Source organism: Luteimonas sp. A501 (genome assembly GCF_054052085.1).
On the sequence record NZ_JBSVRI010000001.1, the window covers coordinates 1252133 to 1267140 of the forward strand.

Consider the following 15008-nt stretch of genomic DNA (forward strand, 5'->3'; position numbering starts at 1 on the left):
CGGCTATAGCCTCGAATCGGTGCGCGACGGACTGTCGGCTCAGCCGAGCAGCTTGCCGAGGATGCGCAGCCCGCCGGTCCAGACGCCGATGGCGGTGCCCAGGCTTGTGAGGAAGAAGTTGAGCAGCACCCGCGCCACGCGGTTGCGCCACCAGCCGCGCGCGGTGTTGACGTCCTCGCGCAGGGCCATGAAATCGTCGTAGGTCGGCTTGCGCAGTGCGGCCTCGACCACCGCGCTGACGGTGCCCGATGCCAGCGCAGGATGCAGCGGCGTCAGCGGCGAGGCGATGAATGCCGACAGGATGCTCAGTGGATGGCCACCGGCGATGGCGCAGCCGAGCGCGCCCAGGCCGCCGGTGACCAGCACCCACTGCAGCACCAGGTCGGTGCCGACGTCGAAGCCGCCGCGCCAGAAGCCCCAGGCGAAGCCGCCGATCACGACCGTGCCGATGATCAGCTCCATCCACGGGATGCGGGACTTCGGCTTCACCTGCTCCAGCGTCGCGCGGATCTCGGCCGGTGGCGCGGTGTCTTCGCGCAGGTGGGCGGCCAGGCCCTTGAGGTGGCCCGCGCCGACCACCGCCAGCACATTGCGTGCATCCGCCGGCGCGTCGCGCAGGTTCGCGGCCATGTAGCGGTCGCGCTCGGCGATGATCGCCTCGTAGAGCTCCGGTGTCTGGCCGGCGAACTCGGTGAAGCTGGATTCGAGCACGTCGCCCTGCTTCAGCCGTTCGATCTCCTCTTCACCCACTTCATCGCTCGACAGCAGCCCCATCAGCAGGCTGGCGCTGACCTTGGCGCGCCCCCACCAGCCCAGGCTCTGCATCGCGCGCTTGAAGGTCAGGCCGACATCGCGGTCGATGAGCTGCAGCGGCAGGCCGCGCGCAGTGGCGTCGGCGGCCGCGGCCTTGAGCTCGGCGCCGGGCTCCACGCCCATCTGCTCGGCCAGGCGGCGCTGGTAGGCGGCCAGCGCGAGGTTGGCGGCAAACAGCGGGGTCTTGCCCTCGCGCAGCACCTTCACCAGGTCCAGGCTGCCGAGCGTCGCGGGATCGGTCATGGCCTTCAGGCGCTGCGCGTCGAGCTCGACGGCGATGGCGTCGTAGTCGCCGCTGGCGATCGCCGCGCGCACGGCGTCGACGCTGGCGCGCGAGACGTGCGCGGTGCCGAGCAGGGTGTAGCGCACGCCGTCGCGCTCGACGATGGCATGCGGCTGGCTTGCAAGGTCGAAGCCGGCGGCAGCCGCCTCGACGGCTTCGATCCCGTCGGCGGCCGGGGTGGTGGTTTCAGTCATGGGAGTCCGGGGTCGGGCGGGCTGCGGCGCGCGCGTCAGTCGCGGTAGCGGCGCAGCAGGTCGCCGTAGGCGTCGATGCGGCGGTCGCGGAGGAAGGGCCAGATGCGCCGCACGTCCTCGCTGCGGCCCAGGTCGACCTCACAGGTCAGGATCGTTGCGTCGCCGCCGGCTTCGGCGATGAATTCGCCCTGCGGGCCGAGCACGTGGCTGTTGCCCCAGAAGTCGATGCCCGACGCGCCGGTGCGATTGTCGGAAGCATGTGGCGACGGCTCGTGGCCGACGCGGTTGCAGGACAGCACCGGCAGCCCGTTGGCGACCGCGTGGCCGCGGTGGCTCAGGATCCAGGCGTCGCGCTGGCGCTGTTTCTCGTCCTGGTCATCGGTGGGATCCCAGCCGATGGCGGTCGGGTAGAGCAGCAGCTCCGCACCCGCGAGCGCCATCAACCGCGCGGCTTCGGGATACCACTGGTCCCAGCACACCAGCACGCCCAGGCGGCCGACCGAGGTGTCGATCGGCTCGAATCCGAGGTCGCCGGGCGTGAAGTAGAACTTTTCGTGGAAGCCGGGATCGTCGGGGATGTGCATCTTGCGGTACTTGCCGGCGATGCTGCCGTCGGCGTCGAGCACCACCGCGGTGTTGTGGTACAGCCCGGTGGCGCGCTTCTCGAACAGCGAGCTGGCCAGGACCACGCCGTGCTGCTTGGCCAGCGTCGACAGCCGTTCGGTACTGGGGCCGGGAATCGTCTCGGCGAGGTCGAACTCGTCGACGCACTCGTGCTGGCAGAAGTACGACCCGTTGTGCAGCTCCTGCAGCACGACCAGCTTCGCGCCCTGGCGCGCGGCTTCGCCGACGCGGGCTTCGATCACCTCGAGGTTCTCCGCCGCACCGCCATGGTTGCGTTCCTGGACGAGGGCGACGGGGAGCGTGTTGGTCTTCTTCATCGATTGCAGGCCTGCAGCGGTGCTTCGTGGGCCGGCCATTGTAGGCCGGCGCTGCTGTCCGCTAGATGAGGCCGGCCGGCAACTGCATGGAGATGCAGTGCAGGCTGCCGTTCTGCCAGATCAGTGCGCGGCAGGGCACCTGCACCACTTCGCGGCCCGGATGGGCCTCGGCCAGCACCGCAGCGGCGAGGTCGTCGGCCGGATCGTCGTAGGCGGGCATCAGCACGGCGTCGTTGATCACCAGGTGGTTGGCATAGCTGGCGGCGAGCCGGCGCCCGCGGTCGAGCACCGGCTGCGGCCAGGGCAGCGGGAACAGCCGGTAGGGGCGACCGTCGGCGGTGCGCAGCGCGGCGAGCTCGGCGCCCATCGCCGCGAGTTCCGCATGGTGCGGGTCGGCGGGGTCGTCGCAGGCCTGGAAGACGATGGCGTTGTCCGGAGCAAAGCGGGCGAGGGTGTCGACGTGGGCGTCGGTATCGTCGCCCTCGAGGTAGCCATGCTCGAGCCAGAGCACCCGGTCCTGGTGCAGCCAGCCGCGCAGCCAGGCGTCGAGCTCTTCACGGGACGCTTGCGGATGGCGCTCGTGCAGGCAGCGCCAGGTGGTCAGCAGGCTGCCTTGGCCATCGGTCTCGATGCCGCCGCCTTCAAGAGCAAAATCAATAGTTTGCAGCGAACTGTCAATGAAGATTCCAGTTTCGTGCAGGCGCTGCACCAGGCGGTCGTCCTCGCCTGCCTCGAACTTCCCGCCCCAACCGGTGAAGCGGAAGTCGAGCAGCGCGAAGCCGTCCCCGGCCCGGAGCGTGATCGGGCCGGTGTCGCGCAGCCAGGTGTCGTTGTAGGGCAGGGCGATGAAGCCGACCCGCGCCATGTCGATGCGGTTGGAGGCAAGCCTGGCGCGGGCGTAGGCCTCGACGTCGTCGTCGGCCACGCAGATGAGCACCCGCTGGAAACGGGTGATCGCGGCGACGTGGGCGATGTAGGTCTCCTCGACCTGGCCCAGGCGCTCGGCCCAGTCGGTGTCGGCGTGCGGCCACGCCAGCAGGATCGCGGACTGGGGCTCCCACTCCGCGGGGAAACGCAGGGTCTTCAGGGTCATCGGCTCAGCGGATCGGCGGCTTGGGCCCGGTCTCGCCCGCGGTGGCCTGGTTGGCGACGGCGTCGATCACCCGGCTGTTCTCGAAGTAGACGGTGAAGGCGGGGTAGACCCAGCGGTTGATGGTCGGCCACTGGCTCTTTTGCCCGCCGCGCGGGTCGAGGCGTTCGGCGGGGGCGCCGAAGCGGGCCTCGACCGCGGACATGGCCATGCCGCGGGTGGGCAGCGCGACGCCGGCTTCATGCTGGACGCGATCGATCAGCAGTGTATCGGCGCTGGCGCCGGCGGCGGCGGCAAGCAGGGCGGCGGTGGTCAGTGCAAGGAACAGGCGCATGTCGGATCTCCCCGGTGACGCTGCACGGACTGCAGCCGCAGCGGTTTTAACAGATCGCGCGTGCCTGCAGCGAACACGGGCGAAGAAGCGGGCGGGCGGTCACGCCGCGGCGGGCCGGAAACGCGAAAGGCCGCATCGCTGCGGCCTTTCAGGGCGTTCGGACGAACGTGGCATGCAGCGCACGCCGGTCGCCCTGGCGCGCAGCTCAGCGCTGGCGGGCCTTGAAACGCGGGTTCGACTTGCAGATCACGAAGATCTTGCCGCGACGACGAACGACCTTGCAGTCGCGGTGACGGGCCTTCGCCGACTTCAGGGAGGACAGGACCTTCATGACAAACCTCGAAAAAATGGTTGGGACAAAACAAGCCCGCAATTCTAGCGGGCATTCACGTCCCGGATCAAGTGCCCGCGGGCCCGGGGGCGCTGGCCGGTCTAGAATGGCCACCCCCTCCCGGAGCCTGCCATGACCGACGCCGCCATCCCCGTACTCACCATCGATGGCCCCTCGGGCTCGGGCAAGGGCACGATCAGCCGCGCGGTGGCCAAGCGACTGGGCTGGAACTACCTGGATTCCGGGGCGCTGTATCGCGCGGTCGGCGTGGCCGCGGGCTGGGCCGACCTCGACCTGGACGACGCCGGAGCCCTGGTCCGCTGCGCTTTCGACACCGAGATCGGCTTCCGTGACAGCGCCGACGGCGAGCCGCGGGTGCTGGTCAACGGCAATGATGCCACCGACGAGCTGCGCACCGAGACCGCGGGCGCGGCCGCCTCGGCGATCGCGGCCATTCCCGAGGTGCGTTCGGCGCTGACCGAGCGCCAGCGCGCCTTCCGCCGCGCGCCGGGCCTGGTGGCCGACGGCCGCGACATGGGCACGGTGATCTTCCCCGATGCCGCGACCAAGGTATTCCTTACCGCAAGCGCCGAGGAGCGCGCGGAAAGACGCTATAAACAGTTGAAGGACAAGGGGGTTTCCGTTACATTGGCTGGTCTGCTGCGGGAGATTCTTGCCCGCGACGCGCGCGACGCCAGCCGCGCGGTGGCACCGTTGCGACCGGCCGAAGGGGCCGTCCGCATCGATACCACCGCCCAGGGCATCGATGCCGTGGTCGCACGCGTCCTGGCCCTGGTGCCGGGCCACGGGGCCTGATCCATCGCAGCAGGTGGCCCCGCGCAGCATCCGCCGCGCGGATTTTCCTTTTCCAACCAGCACTCACGGCAAGGCGCAATCCCGCGCGCGCCGACAACGGGTGGACCGACGGCCCGCGCACGCGGCCCCGGTCTGTTTCATCAACAGAGTATTTTTCCAATGACCGAATCATTCGCAGAACTGTTCGAACAGAGCGAGGCCCACCTGGCCAAGCTGAAGCCGGGCTCCATCGTCACCGGCACCGTGATCCAGGTGCGCACCGACGTTGTCGTCATCAACGCCGGCCTCAAGTCCGAAGGCATCGTGCCGATCGAACAGTTCCGTAACGACGCCGGCGAGATCGACGTCGCCGAGGGCGACATCGTCAAGGTCGCGCTCGACTCCCTCGAGAACGGCTTCGGCGAGACCGTGCTGTCGCGCGAGAAGGCCAAGCGCGCCATGGTATGGGACGAGCTCGAGGAAGCCCTCGAGAAGAACGAAACCGTCACCGGCCGCATCAGCGGCAAGGTCAAGGGCGGCTTCACCGTCGACATCAAGGATGTCCGCGCGTTCCTGCCGGGTTCGCTGGTCGATGTGCGCCCCGTGCGCGACCCGGTGTACCTGGAAGGCAAGGAACTCGAGTTCAAGCTCATCAAGCTCGACCGCAAGCGCAACAACGTGGTCGTCTCCCGCCGTGCGGTGGTCGAGAGCGAGCATTCGGAAGAGCGCGAGCAGCTGATGGAGAAGCTGGTCGAGGGCGCCGTGCTGAAGGGCGTCGTCAAGAACCTCACCGACTACGGCGCGTTCGTCGACCTCGGTGGCATCGACGGCCTGCTGCACATCACCGACATGGCCTGGAAGCGCGTGCGCCATCCGTCCGAAGTCGTTGAAGTCGGCGCCGAGCTTGACGTTCGCGTGCTCAAGTACGACCGCGAGCGCAACCGCGTCAGCCTGGGCCTGAAGCAGCTGGGCGAGGATCCGTGGGACAACATCGCCCGCCGCTACCCGTCCAACACCCGCGTGTTCGGCAAGGTCTCCAACGTCACCGATTACGGCGCGTTCGTCGAGATCGAGCCGGGCGTCGAGGGCCTGGTGCACGTGTCCGAAATGGACTGGACCAACAAGAACGTCAACCCGCAGAAGGTCGTGCAGGTCGGTGACGAGCTCGAGGTCATGGTGCTGGACGTCGACGAAGAGCGTCGCCGCATCTCGCTGGGCATCAAGCAGGTCACGTCCAACCCGTGGGAGACCTTCGCGGCCATCCACAAGAAGGGCGACAAGGTCGACGGCCAGATCAAGTCGATCACCGACTTCGGCATCTTCATCGGCCTGGACGGCGGCATCGACGGCCTGATCCACCTCTCCGACATGAGCTGGGCCACCACCGGTGAAGACGTGGCGCGCGAGCTGAAGAAGGGCGACACGCTGGAAGCCGTGGTGCTTGCGGTGGACCCGGAGCGCGAGCGCATCAGCCTGGGCGTCAAGCAGCTGGAGCAGGATCCGTTCGGCCAGTTCATGGCGGCCAACCCGCGTGGCTCGAAGGTCACCGGTACGGTGAAGGAAGTCGACGCCAAGGGCGCGGTGATCGAGCTTGCCGACGGCGTCGAGGGCTACGTGATGGCGCGCGACATCTCCGACGAGCGCATCGAAGACGCCAGCCAGCACCTGAAGGTCGGCGATTCGATCGAAGCCAAGTTCACCGGCATGGATCGCAAGGGCCGCACCCTGCAGCTGTCGATCAAGGCGAAGGACGAGGCCGAGGTGGCCGATACCCTGGCCGAGTACAACCGCGCTTCGGCTGATGCCTCCAGCGGCACCACCAAGCTGGGCGCGCTGCTGCGCGAACAGCTGGGCGGCAAGTCCGAGTAATACCGCAGTATCCGGCGGCGGCCTGGTCAAACCAGGCCGCCATCGGCTGTCCGACGCCAGCCAGGGCACCATGACCAAGTCTGAACTCATCGAAATCCTCGCCCAGCGCCAGGGCCACCTGAAGGCCGACGACGTCGACCTTGCGGTGAAGTCGCTGTTGGAGGTGATGGGAGGTGCCCTTGCCAACGGCGAGCGCATCGAGGTCCGGGGGTTTGGCAGTTTTTCGCTGCACTACCGCCCGCCGCGCACCGGCCGCAATCCCAAGACCGGCGAGGCCGTCGCGCTGCCCGGCAAGCATGTTCCCCATTTCAAGCCCGGCAAGGAGCTTCGCGAGCGCGTCAGCGACGTCATGCCGCTGCCGGCCGAAGACTGAAGCATTTGCTGACTGCAGGCCACGGGCTCGGCTAAGCTAGCCGCCCATGCGCCCGATCCGCATCCTCATCGCCATGCTGTGCCTCGTCACGGGCGTGGCAGTGGGCGCACTCAATCCCCAGGTGGTCCAGGTCGACTTCGGCCTTGCCGTGCTGCGGCCCACGCTTGGCGTGGCCCTGCTGGCAACCCTGCTGCTTGGCGTCATCGCCGGTGGCCTGGCAATCATGGTGTCGGTGGTCCTGCCGCTGCGCCAGCGCCGGCGCCGGGAGGCTGCCGGCCCCAATGCAACGGACGCGAACTGACATGGCTTTCGTCACCGAGTGGTTCTGGTTCTTCCTGCTGCTGCCGATCGCCGCGCTCAGCGGATGGGTGATCGGGCGCCGCGGCGGCGAGCGCCACAGCGACAGCCAGGTCAGCAAGCTCTCCACCACCTATTTCCGCGGCTTGAACTATCTGCTCAACGAGCAGCCGGACAAGGCGATCGAGCTGTTCCTGCACATCGCGGAGCTCGACAAGGAAACGTTCGAGACCCAGGTCGCGCTGGGGCATCTGTTCCGCCGCCGCGGCGAGGTCGACCGGGCGATCCGGCTGCACCAGGGCCTGGTCCAGCGCCCCGACCTCAACGACCAGCAAAAGGTGCAGGCGCTGCTGGCGTTGGGCGAGGACTACATGCGCTCGGGCCTGCTCGACCGCGCCGAAACCGTGTTCACCGAACTTGCAGCCATCGACCAGCGCGCGCCGCAGGCCCTGCGGCACCTGATCGACATCTACCAGGCCGAACGCGACTGGCCGAAGGCGATCGAGAACGCTACCCGCTACGAACAGGTGACCGGCGAGCCGATGGGCAAGCTGATCGGACAGTTCGAATGCGAGCTTGCCGAGCGCCTGCGCGCCGGGGGCGACCACGACGGCGCGCGCCAGGCGGTGGTACGCGCGTACGCCGCGGACTCGACGTCGGTGCGCGCGGGCATGCTTGAAGGGCGGCTCGAGATCGATGCCGGCAACGACGCCGCGGCCATCCGCGCATACGAGCGCGCGGCGCGTCACGACCCCGACTACCTTCCCGAGATCCTTTCGCCCCTGCGGTCGGCCTACGAGCGCGTTGGTGATTCCCCCGGCGCGCGCGCGTTCCTGACCGAGATGAGCGAGCACTACAGGGGCGTCGCTCCCGTCCTTGCCCTGACCCGGCTGGTCGAGGCGGAGGAGGGGGTCCCGGCGGCGCGGCGCTTTCTTGCGGAACAGCTGAAGGACCGGCCTTCGGTCCGCGGTGAGGCGGCGCTGATCGACCTGACCCTCGCCGAAGGCGGCCACGAAGCCGCCACGCTGCAGGACCTGCGCCACATCACCGACCAGCTGCTGGTGCGCAACCCCGCGTATCGCTGCAACCGCTGCGGCTTCGGGGCGCGCAGCCACCATTGGCAATGTCCCTCTTGCAAGGAATGGGGCAGCATCAAGCCCTTGCTGAACTACGCCGTGGTCTGATGGCGCCCCTCGACTGGACAAGCACGCTGCCGTGGCTGGCGATGGCTGCCACGGTAGCCGCGGCGGGCGCATGGCTGGCGAGGCGCCACGCGTTTCGACACGGCCTGCTCGACATGCCGGGTGAGCGCCGCAGCCACGAGGTGCCGACTCCGCGCGGAGGCGGCATCGGGATCGCGGTGGCCTGGCTGCTGGCCTGCGTCGTGCTGGCGGCGGAAGGCCGACTGCCCGGCCCCCTGGCTGCGGCCGCCGTTGTCGGGGTGCTGCTCGTGGGCGGTGCCGGTTATATCGACGATCACCGCCCACTGTCGCCCTGGTGGCGGCTGGCGGCACATGTGATCGCGGGGCTGGCCCTGGCCGCGGGGCTCGTGGCTGCCGGTGGCGCCGCTTGGCTTGCGGCCGCGGCGCTGCTGGCGGTGCCGGTGCTGGTCAATGTCTGGAACTTCATGGACGGAATCGACGGCCTGGCCACCAGCCAGGCGGCGCTCGCGGCGGTGGGATTCGCGCTGCTGTCGAAGGACCCCGGATCGGTATTGGCCGCGCTGGGGCTTGCCGCCGCATGCCTGGGCTTCCTGCCTTTCAATTTCCCGCGGGCTTCGATCTTCCTTGGCGATGTCGGCAGCGGCGTTCTCGGCTTTGCGCTGGCGGTGCTGGCCGTCCTGATCCTGCTGCCGGAGCGCACGGGAGATGGCGCAGGCCTGGTCCCGCTGGTCTTCCTTCCGCTCTCGGCCTTCCTGATTGACGCGGCGTTGACGCTGGGAAGGCGCATCGTGCGCCGCGAGCGCTGGTGGTCGGCGCACGTCGGACACGCGTACCAGCGCCTGGCGGCCGCCCGCGGGTCGCATGTGCCGGTAACCTTGCTTTATGGTGCGTGGACCCTGGCAGCCGTCGCCATGGCCAGCGCGGCGGCAAGGCAGGGCGTCGCGATCGGAGTGGCGATGGCAGTGATCTGCGTCGTGACCGGAACACTGGCCTGGCATGTCATCACGAACGCCGATCACATCAAGAAAAGGAATGCCCGCTAGATGATCAGTTTGAGCGACCGCGTCCGGACAGGCCTGCCGCGTGCTTCGGTCGTGGTGCATGACCTGCTCATGGTCTGGGCGGCATGGGCGGGGCTCAATTATTTCCGGCATTCCGCACTGGACCAGGCGGCGGTTGCGCCGTTGCTGTCGCCGGAGATGCTGCTGATCCTGATCGTGCAGGGGCTCATCTTCTGGCAGGTCGGCCTGTACCGCGGGGTCTGGCGGTTCGCGAGCATTCCCGACCTGGTCAACATTATCAAGGCCAGTCTGTTCGGGTTGCTGGCGATCCTGCCGCTGCTGTTTTTCGTCTTCGACCGGGCGGGCCAGGTCTCGCGCACGGTGATGTTGGCCTATCCAGTCGTGCTGTCGGCGCTGCTGGGCATGCCCAGGCTCCTGTACCGGGCGTGGAAGGACCACGGCAACGAGCGTACCGACAAGGCGGCGCTGCGCGTGCTCATCCTCGGCGCAGGCCAGGCAGGCGAAGCGCTGGTCCGCGACCTGCGGCGGGTCGGCGCCTACCAGCCGGTCGGCTTCCTCGACGATGCCGCGAAGCTGCGCGGCAGCTATCTGCAAGGCCTGCCGGTACTTGGCCGCATCGAAGACGTCGCCCGCATCGCCCCGGAAACCGCGGCCAAGCTGCTGGTGATCGCGATGCCTTCGCTGGATGCGACCGCCATGCGCCGCGTGGTGGCCGCCTGCGAACGCACCGGGCTGCCGTTCCGTACCGTGCCGAGGCTCAATGACCTGCTCGAGGGCCGGTCGCTGCCTGGCGAACTCAAGGAAGTCGCCATCGAGGACCTGCTGGGCCGCAAGCCGGTCACGCCCGACTGGAAGGCGATCCGTGGCTGGCTGGGCGGGCGCAGCGTGCTGGTCACTGGCGCCGGTGGCTCGATCGGCGCGGAGCTGTGCCGCCAGTGCGCGCGCCACGGGGCGCGACAGATCACCCTGATCGAGATCGACGAGCTGGCCCTTGCAACCACCCAGAGCGAACTGCGCCGCGACTTCCCGCAGATCGATTGCCTGCCGGTGCTCGGCGACTGCGGCGATCCGGCCGTGATCCGCCACGCCCTGTCGCTGTCGCCGCCCGAAGCGGTGTTCCATGCGGCCGCCTACAAGCAGGTGCCGGTGCTGGAGGGGCAGCTGCGCGAGGCGGTGCGCAACAACGTCCTGGCCACTGCCACGGTTGCCCGCGAGGCAAACGCGGCAGGCGTAGGCACCTTTGTCCTGATCTCCACCGACAAGGCCGTCGATCCGGTAAACGTGCTCGGCGCGACCAAGCGCCTTGCCGAGATGGTCTGCCAGGCGATGACCGGGGTCGAGGGCACGCGTTTTGTCACCGTGCGCTTCGGCAACGTGCTTGATTCCGCGGGCAGCGTGGTGCCTCTGTTCCGCGAGCAGATCCGCCAGGGCGGGCCGGTCACGGTGACCGACCCGGAGGTCACGCGCTACTTCATGACCATCCCCGAGGCCTGCCAGTTGATCCTGCAGGCCGTTGCGATCGGTTCGCTGCAGGCCGTCTACACCTTGGACATGGGCGAAGCGGTGTCGATCCGCCTGCTCGCCGAGCAGATGATCACCCTGGCAGGCAAGCAGCCGGGACGCGACATCGCAGTGGTCTACACCGGCCTGCGCCCGGGCGAGAAGCTGCACGAGACCCTGTTCCACTCCGAGGAGCGCTACCGGCCCACGGCGCATCCCAAGATCCTGCAGGCCGAGGCGCGCAGCGTGGCCGGCGACCGCATCGAGTCCGCGCTCACGAAGTTGCACGAAGCGGTGGCAAGCTACGATATCGACGCCCTTGGCCAGGTGCTGCGTGAGTCGGTGCCGGAGTTCGCGCCGCTGGCCGCGGATTCGGCGCCGCGGGCGGCAACCGTGGTCGCATTTCCAGCGAGGAACGCAAGAAGGACATGAAGCAACGCATTCGCAAGGCAGTATTCCCCGTGGCGGGCCTGGGCACCCGGTTCCTGCCCGCCACCAAGACCGTTCCCAAGGAGATGCTGCCGATCGTCGATCGCCCGCTCATCCAGTACGCGGTCGACGAGGCAATCGACGCAGGCTGCGACACCCTGGTGTTCGTCACCAATCGCTACAAGCACGCCGTGGCCGACTACTTCGACAAGGCCTACGAGCTGGAGCAGAAGCTCGAGGCATCGGGCAAGCTGGAGCTGCTCGAGGTCGTGCGCAACGTGCTCCCGGCCGGGGTCCAGGCGATCTTCGTGACCCAGACCGAGGCCCTCGGCCTGGGCCACGCCGTGCTGTGTGCCAAGCCGGTGGTGGGGGACGAGCCGTTCGCGGTGATCCTGCCTGACGATTTGATCTGGAACCGCGACGGCCCTGGCGCACTGCGGCAGATGGCCGACCTGGCCGAAGCCAGCGGAGCCAGCGTGATCGCGACCCAGGCGGTGGCCCCGGAACAGGTCTCCAGCTACGGCATCGTCGCGACCGGCGAGTTCAGCGATCGCCAGGGGCAGGTTACGGCGATCGTCGAGAAGCCGGCGCCTGCCGATGCACCGAGCAACCTTGCCGTGGTCGGACGCTATGTGCTGTCACCGCGCATTTTCGGGCTGCTCGAAACCACAAAGCCAGGTGCCGGCGGCGAAATCCAGCTTACCGACGCGATATCCGCGCTGCTGGCCGAAGAGCAGGTGCTGGCCTATCGTTTCCAAGGCACGCGCTTCGATTGCGGCACCCACCTCGGGCTGATCGAAGCCACCATCAGGCACGCGCTGGACCACGAAAAGCTCAGCGAGTCGGCCCAGGGCTTCATGCGCGACGCGCTGGCCGAGCTGGGAGTGGTGGATTCGTAGGATCGTCCCTTCCGATAGGTGACATTGTCGGGAGGGCAGGGGTATATTCAGGCGGTCAGGAAGGGTGCGGGTTACGTGCCCCTGATCGCTTGACAGCACATCACCAAGGGAGAGAACGCTTCATGAAGCTTGCAACAACCATTGCTGGCCTGACGCTTGCCGTCGCAGCCACCTACAGCATTCCGGCCACCGCGCAGAGCCTGCACGCCAATTCTTCGCAGGCCGTCGCGCGCTGCCAGGGCGCGCTGCCCGCTTTTGAGACTGCGATCCGCAAGCGTCCGCTGGCGATCCAGAACGAAGGTTCGCAGGCCAGCTACGTCACCTGCGGCTTCGAGTTCGACTCCGGCGCGGCCGTGAACAACTCGTCGTTCCTCGTCGATACCTACTTCACCAACAACACCGACGCAGCCGTCACCGTGACCTGCAGCGGCGTGACCGGCTACGCCGGTGGCGAGAACGAGTACGTGTCGCTGAGCGTCGAGATCCCGGCCAACGGCAGCGGTGAGGACGCCAACCTCTACTGGTTCGACGAAGACTTCGAAGGCGGTGGCATGCAGTCCGGCCTCGTGGCCATCAACTGCCGCCTGCCCGCTGGTGTCGGCATCAACGATACCTACGTGTTCTGGGAAGAAGCTGACGCCGCGGTCTGATCGCGGCTGAAGCCTGCTCCATGCGACATCCGAGGGGTGCCGGGTAAACCCGGCACCCTTTTTTTGGTCCGGGCAATCATTGACACTTGCGGTCACCCAGAAGAAGCAGGCAGTACCGATTGATGAAACCAAGCAACAGGATCCCCCTTATCGCCGCTGGCGTCGTCGTGCTTGCGGTGGTCGCCGGAACCTTTGTCCTGCGCGGACGGGAACAGGTCGATACCCACGACCAGGCGCAGCAGGTGGCTGAAGCGCCCGTGGCCAGCGTGCCCGCAACCGCGCCACCGGAGGCGACGCGCGTGCGTGCCCCACAGGCCGACAGGTCGCTGCGCGATGAGGGTGTACTCGGCCATGTCGAGCGACGGGCGGAGATGCGCGAGGAGCACCAGGCCCGTACCAGGGCCCTGCGCGAAGAGTCCGCGCAGCGCTTCGCCAGCGAGCAGGTCGACCCCGCATGGGCGCCCGGAAAGATCAAGGAACTCACCAGCCTGGCGAGCGAACCGGAGTTCGCTGTGGCCAATGCCGAACCACAGCAGCTGAGCGTCGACTGCCGCAGCAGCACGTGCCGGGTCGACGCCCAGTTCGAGACCAGTGGCAAGGCCGAGGACTGGATCCTGATGTACATGTCGGGCGTCGGCAGCGGCATGCCGAACTCGGTGGTCTCGCGCAGCAGGAATCCCGATGGCAGCACACGAGTGGAAATCTACGGCCGCGGGCGCTGAGCCCGACGCTCGCCAGGCTCCCGCAAGGTGCGGCCAGGAAGCAGAAAAGGGGCGCCGGGGCGCCCCTTTCCGTTACAGGGCCTCGAAGATGCCGGCGGCGCCCATGCCGGTGCCGATGCACATGGTGACCATGCCGTACTTCTGGTTGCGACGTCGCATGCCGTGGACGATGGTCGCGGTGCGCACCGCACCGGTGGCGCCGAGAGGGTGGCCGAGCGCGATCGCGCCGCCGAGCGGGTTGACCTTGTCGGGATCAAGCCCGGAGTCGCGGATGACGGCCAGTGCCTGGGCGGCGAACGCTTCGTTGAGTTCGATCCAGTCCAACTGGTCCTTGGTCAGGCCGGCCTGCTTCAGCGCCTTCGGGATCGCCGCGATCGGGCCGATGCCCATTACCTCCGGACGCACGCCTGCGACCGAGAACGACACGAATCGTGCCAACGGGGTCAGGCCGTAATCCTTGATCGCCTGCTCCGAGGCAACCAGTACGGCACCGGCGCCATCGCTCATCTGCGATGAGTTGCCCGCGGTCACCGTACCCCCGAACTGCCCGTTGCGGAACACCGCGCGCAGCTTGGCGAGCCCTTCAAGCGAGGTGTCGGGGCGCGGGCCCTCGTCGTGCTCGACCAGCAGCTTCCTGAGCCGCACGCTGCCGCCGCCCAGGTCGGGCTGGCGCGAGATGATCTCCAGCGACGAGATTTCGTCGCGGAACTCGCCGGCCTTCTGCGCCGCCAGTGCCTTCTGGTGCGACGCCAGCGCGAACGCATCCTGGTCCTCGCGCGAGACCTTCCACTCTTCGGCCACCTTCTCCGCGGTGATGCCCATGCCGTAGGCGATGGCGACGTGGTCGTCGCGGAACACCGCCGGCGAAAGCGCGACCTTGTTGCCCATCATCGGCACCATGCTCATGCTCTCGGTGCCGCCGGCGAGCACCAGGTCGGCGTTGCCCAACCGGATCTGGTCCGCCGCCAGCGCCACGGCCTGCAGCCCCGACGAACAGAAGCGGTTGATGGTCTGCGCGGCCACGGTGTCGGGCAGGCCGGCCAGCAGCACGCCGATGCGCGCCACGTTCATGCCCTGCTCGCCCTCGGGCATGGCGCAGCCGATGATCGCGTCGTCGATGCGGTTGACGTCGATGCCCGGCGCCTGCGCAACGACGCTCTTCAGCACGTGCGCCAGCATGTCGTCGGGCCGGGTATTGCGAAACACGCCCTTGGGCGCCTTGCCGACCGGGGTGCGGGTGGCGGCGACGATGTAGGCGTCCTGGATCTGCTTGCTCATTGAGTTGTCCTCTTTTCGTCGGGCG

At 68.1% G+C, this 15008-nt stretch carries 16 protein-coding genes; 10 read left to right on the forward strand and 6 right to left on the reverse strand.

The features are described 5' to 3' along the window. Positions 1 to 39: 39 nt before the first annotated feature. From ACW7G5_RS05715 to ykgO, 5 genes are all read right to left on the reverse strand, one after another. The gene (locus tag ACW7G5_RS05715) at positions 40 to 1290 is read right to left on the reverse strand and encodes a TraB/GumN family protein (protein ID WP_457002564.1); all 1251 of its coding nucleotides are present in this window, start codon (positions 1288 to 1290) and stop codon (positions 40 to 42) included. A gap of 35 nt (positions 1291 to 1325) precedes the next feature. Beyond that, positions 1326 to 2231, reverse strand: coding sequence for a carbon-nitrogen hydrolase (locus ACW7G5_RS05720; RefSeq protein WP_457002565.1), 906 nt, complete (start codon positions 2229 to 2231; stop codon positions 1326 to 1328). Between the two features lie 61 nt (positions 2232 to 2292). Then, on the reverse strand, positions 2293 to 3324 hold the full coding sequence (locus ACW7G5_RS05725) for an agmatine deiminase family protein (RefSeq protein ID WP_457002567.1): 1032 nt from the start codon (positions 3322 to 3324) through the stop codon (positions 2293 to 2295). A gap of 4 nt (positions 3325 to 3328) precedes the next feature. Then, positions 3329 to 3655 (reverse strand): hypothetical protein, encoded by a 327-nt coding sequence (locus ACW7G5_RS05730; RefSeq protein ID WP_457002568.1) that lies wholly within the window; start codon positions 3653 to 3655, stop codon positions 3329 to 3331. Between the two features lie 205 nt (positions 3656 to 3860). Further along, positions 3861 to 3986 carry a type B 50S ribosomal protein L36 gene (ykgO, locus tag ACW7G5_RS05735; protein WP_005409283.1) on the reverse strand — a complete coding sequence of 42 codons (126 nt, stop codon included), beginning with the start codon at positions 3984 to 3986 and terminating at the stop codon, positions 3861 to 3863. Between the two features lie 132 nt (positions 3987 to 4118). Here ykgO and cmk point away from each other — a divergent pair, with 132 nt between their 5' ends. From cmk to ACW7G5_RS05785, 10 genes are all read left to right on the forward strand, one after another. Next, complete coding sequence (gene cmk, locus ACW7G5_RS05740) at positions 4119 to 4802, forward strand: (d)CMP kinase (RefSeq protein WP_457002571.1); 684 nt, start codon at positions 4119 to 4121, stop codon at positions 4800 to 4802. Positions 4803 to 4961: 159 nt separating this feature from the next. After that, positions 4962 to 6650: a 30S ribosomal protein S1 gene (gene rpsA / locus ACW7G5_RS05745; protein ID WP_457002573.1), complete on the forward strand. Its 1689-nt coding sequence runs from the start codon at positions 4962 to 4964 to the stop codon at positions 6648 to 6650. Between the two features lie 70 nt (positions 6651 to 6720). Next, the gene (locus ACW7G5_RS05750; RefSeq protein ID WP_343275540.1) at positions 6721 to 7023 is read left to right on the forward strand and encodes an integration host factor subunit beta; all 303 of its coding nucleotides are present in this window, start codon (positions 6721 to 6723) and stop codon (positions 7021 to 7023) included. Positions 7024 to 7069: 46 nt separating this feature from the next. Continuing rightward, a complete protein-coding gene (locus tag ACW7G5_RS05755; RefSeq protein ID WP_343279266.1) occupies positions 7070 to 7324 on the forward strand; it encodes a LapA family protein in 255 nt (84 codons plus the stop codon). A gap of 1 nt (position 7325) precedes the next feature. Then, positions 7326 to 8504 carry a lipopolysaccharide assembly protein LapB gene (lapB, locus tag ACW7G5_RS05760; protein ID WP_457002576.1) on the forward strand — a complete coding sequence of 393 codons (1179 nt, stop codon included), beginning with the start codon at positions 7326 to 7328 and terminating at the stop codon, positions 8502 to 8504. Continuing rightward, positions 8504 to 9526 carry an MraY family glycosyltransferase gene (locus ACW7G5_RS05765; protein ID WP_457002578.1) on the forward strand — a complete coding sequence of 341 codons (1023 nt, stop codon included), beginning with the start codon at positions 8504 to 8506 and terminating at the stop codon, positions 9524 to 9526. The genes lapB and ACW7G5_RS05765 overlap by 1 nt, the downstream gene beginning before the upstream one ends. Next, a complete protein-coding gene (locus tag ACW7G5_RS05770; protein WP_457002580.1) occupies positions 9527 to 11437 on the forward strand; it encodes a polysaccharide biosynthesis protein in 1911 nt (636 codons plus the stop codon). Further along, a complete protein-coding gene (gene galU / locus ACW7G5_RS05775) occupies positions 11434 to 12333 on the forward strand; it encodes a UTP--glucose-1-phosphate uridylyltransferase GalU (RefSeq protein WP_457002582.1) in 900 nt (299 codons plus the stop codon). The genes ACW7G5_RS05770 and galU overlap by 4 nt, the downstream gene beginning before the upstream one ends. Before the next feature lie 122 nt (positions 12334 to 12455). Next, positions 12456 to 12983, forward strand: a complete 528-nt coding sequence (locus ACW7G5_RS05780) for a hypothetical protein (protein ID WP_457002583.1) — start codon at positions 12456 to 12458, stop codon at positions 12981 to 12983. A gap of 122 nt (positions 12984 to 13105) precedes the next feature. Next, complete coding sequence (locus ACW7G5_RS05785) at positions 13106 to 13705, forward strand: hypothetical protein (protein WP_457002585.1); 600 nt, start codon at positions 13106 to 13108, stop codon at positions 13703 to 13705. 72 nt (positions 13706 to 13777) lie between these two features. On the opposite strand, the gene ACW7G5_RS05790 is transcribed toward ACW7G5_RS05785, so the two are convergent. Then, positions 13778 to 14983: an acetyl-CoA C-acyltransferase gene (locus ACW7G5_RS05790; protein WP_457002587.1), complete on the reverse strand. Its 1206-nt coding sequence runs from the start codon at positions 14981 to 14983 to the stop codon at positions 13778 to 13780. Between the last annotated feature and the right edge of the window lie 25 nt (positions 14984 to 15008).

Bases quoted from the DNA above. Each gene is read 5' to 3' on its own strand.
- ACW7G5_RS05755 (WP_343279266.1), top strand. From the start codon at position 7,070: ATGCGCCCGATCCGCATCCTCATCGCCATGCTGTGCCTCGTCACGGGC.
- ACW7G5_RS05750 (WP_343275540.1), top strand. From the start codon at position 6,721: ATGACCAAGTCTGAACTCATCGAAATCCTCGCCCAGCGCCAGGGCCAC.
- ACW7G5_RS05715 (WP_457002564.1), bottom strand. From the start codon at position 1,290: ATGACTGAAACCACCACCCCGGCCGCCGACGGGATCGAAGCCGTCGAG.
- ACW7G5_RS05770 (WP_457002580.1), top strand. From the start codon at position 9,527: ATGATCAGTTTGAGCGACCGCGTCCGGACAGGCCTGCCGCGTGCTTCG.
- ACW7G5_RS05725 (WP_457002567.1), bottom strand. From the start codon at position 3,324: ATGACCCTGAAGACCCTGCGTTTCCCCGCGGAGTGGGAGCCCCAGTCC.
- ACW7G5_RS05785 (WP_457002585.1), top strand. From the start codon at position 13,106: ATGAAACCAAGCAACAGGATCCCCCTTATCGCCGCTGGCGTCGTCGTG.
- galU (WP_457002582.1), top strand. From the start codon at position 11,434: ATGAAGCAACGCATTCGCAAGGCAGTATTCCCCGTGGCGGGCCTGGGC.
- ykgO (WP_005409283.1), bottom strand. From the start codon at position 3,986: ATGAAGGTCCTGTCCTCCCTGAAGTCGGCGAAGGCCCGTCACCGCGAC.
- cmk (WP_457002571.1), top strand. From the start codon at position 4,119: ATGACCGACGCCGCCATCCCCGTACTCACCATCGATGGCCCCTCGGGC.
- ACW7G5_RS05720 (WP_457002565.1), bottom strand. From the start codon at position 2,231: ATGAAGAAGACCAACACGCTCCCCGTCGCCCTCGTCCAGGAACGCAAC.
- rpsA (WP_457002573.1), top strand. From the start codon at position 4,962: ATGACCGAATCATTCGCAGAACTGTTCGAACAGAGCGAGGCCCACCTG.
- lapB (WP_457002576.1), top strand. From the start codon at position 7,326: ATGGCTTTCGTCACCGAGTGGTTCTGGTTCTTCCTGCTGCTGCCGATC.
- ACW7G5_RS05765 (WP_457002578.1), top strand. From the start codon at position 8,504: ATGGCGCCCCTCGACTGGACAAGCACGCTGCCGTGGCTGGCGATGGCT.
- ACW7G5_RS05730 (WP_457002568.1), bottom strand. From the start codon at position 3,655: ATGCGCCTGTTCCTTGCACTGACCACCGCCGCCCTGCTTGCCGCCGCC.
- ACW7G5_RS05790 (WP_457002587.1), bottom strand. From the start codon at position 14,983: ATGAGCAAGCAGATCCAGGACGCCTACATCGTCGCCGCCACCCGCACC.
- ACW7G5_RS05780 (WP_457002583.1), top strand. From the start codon at position 12,456: ATGAAGCTTGCAACAACCATTGCTGGCCTGACGCTTGCCGTCGCAGCC.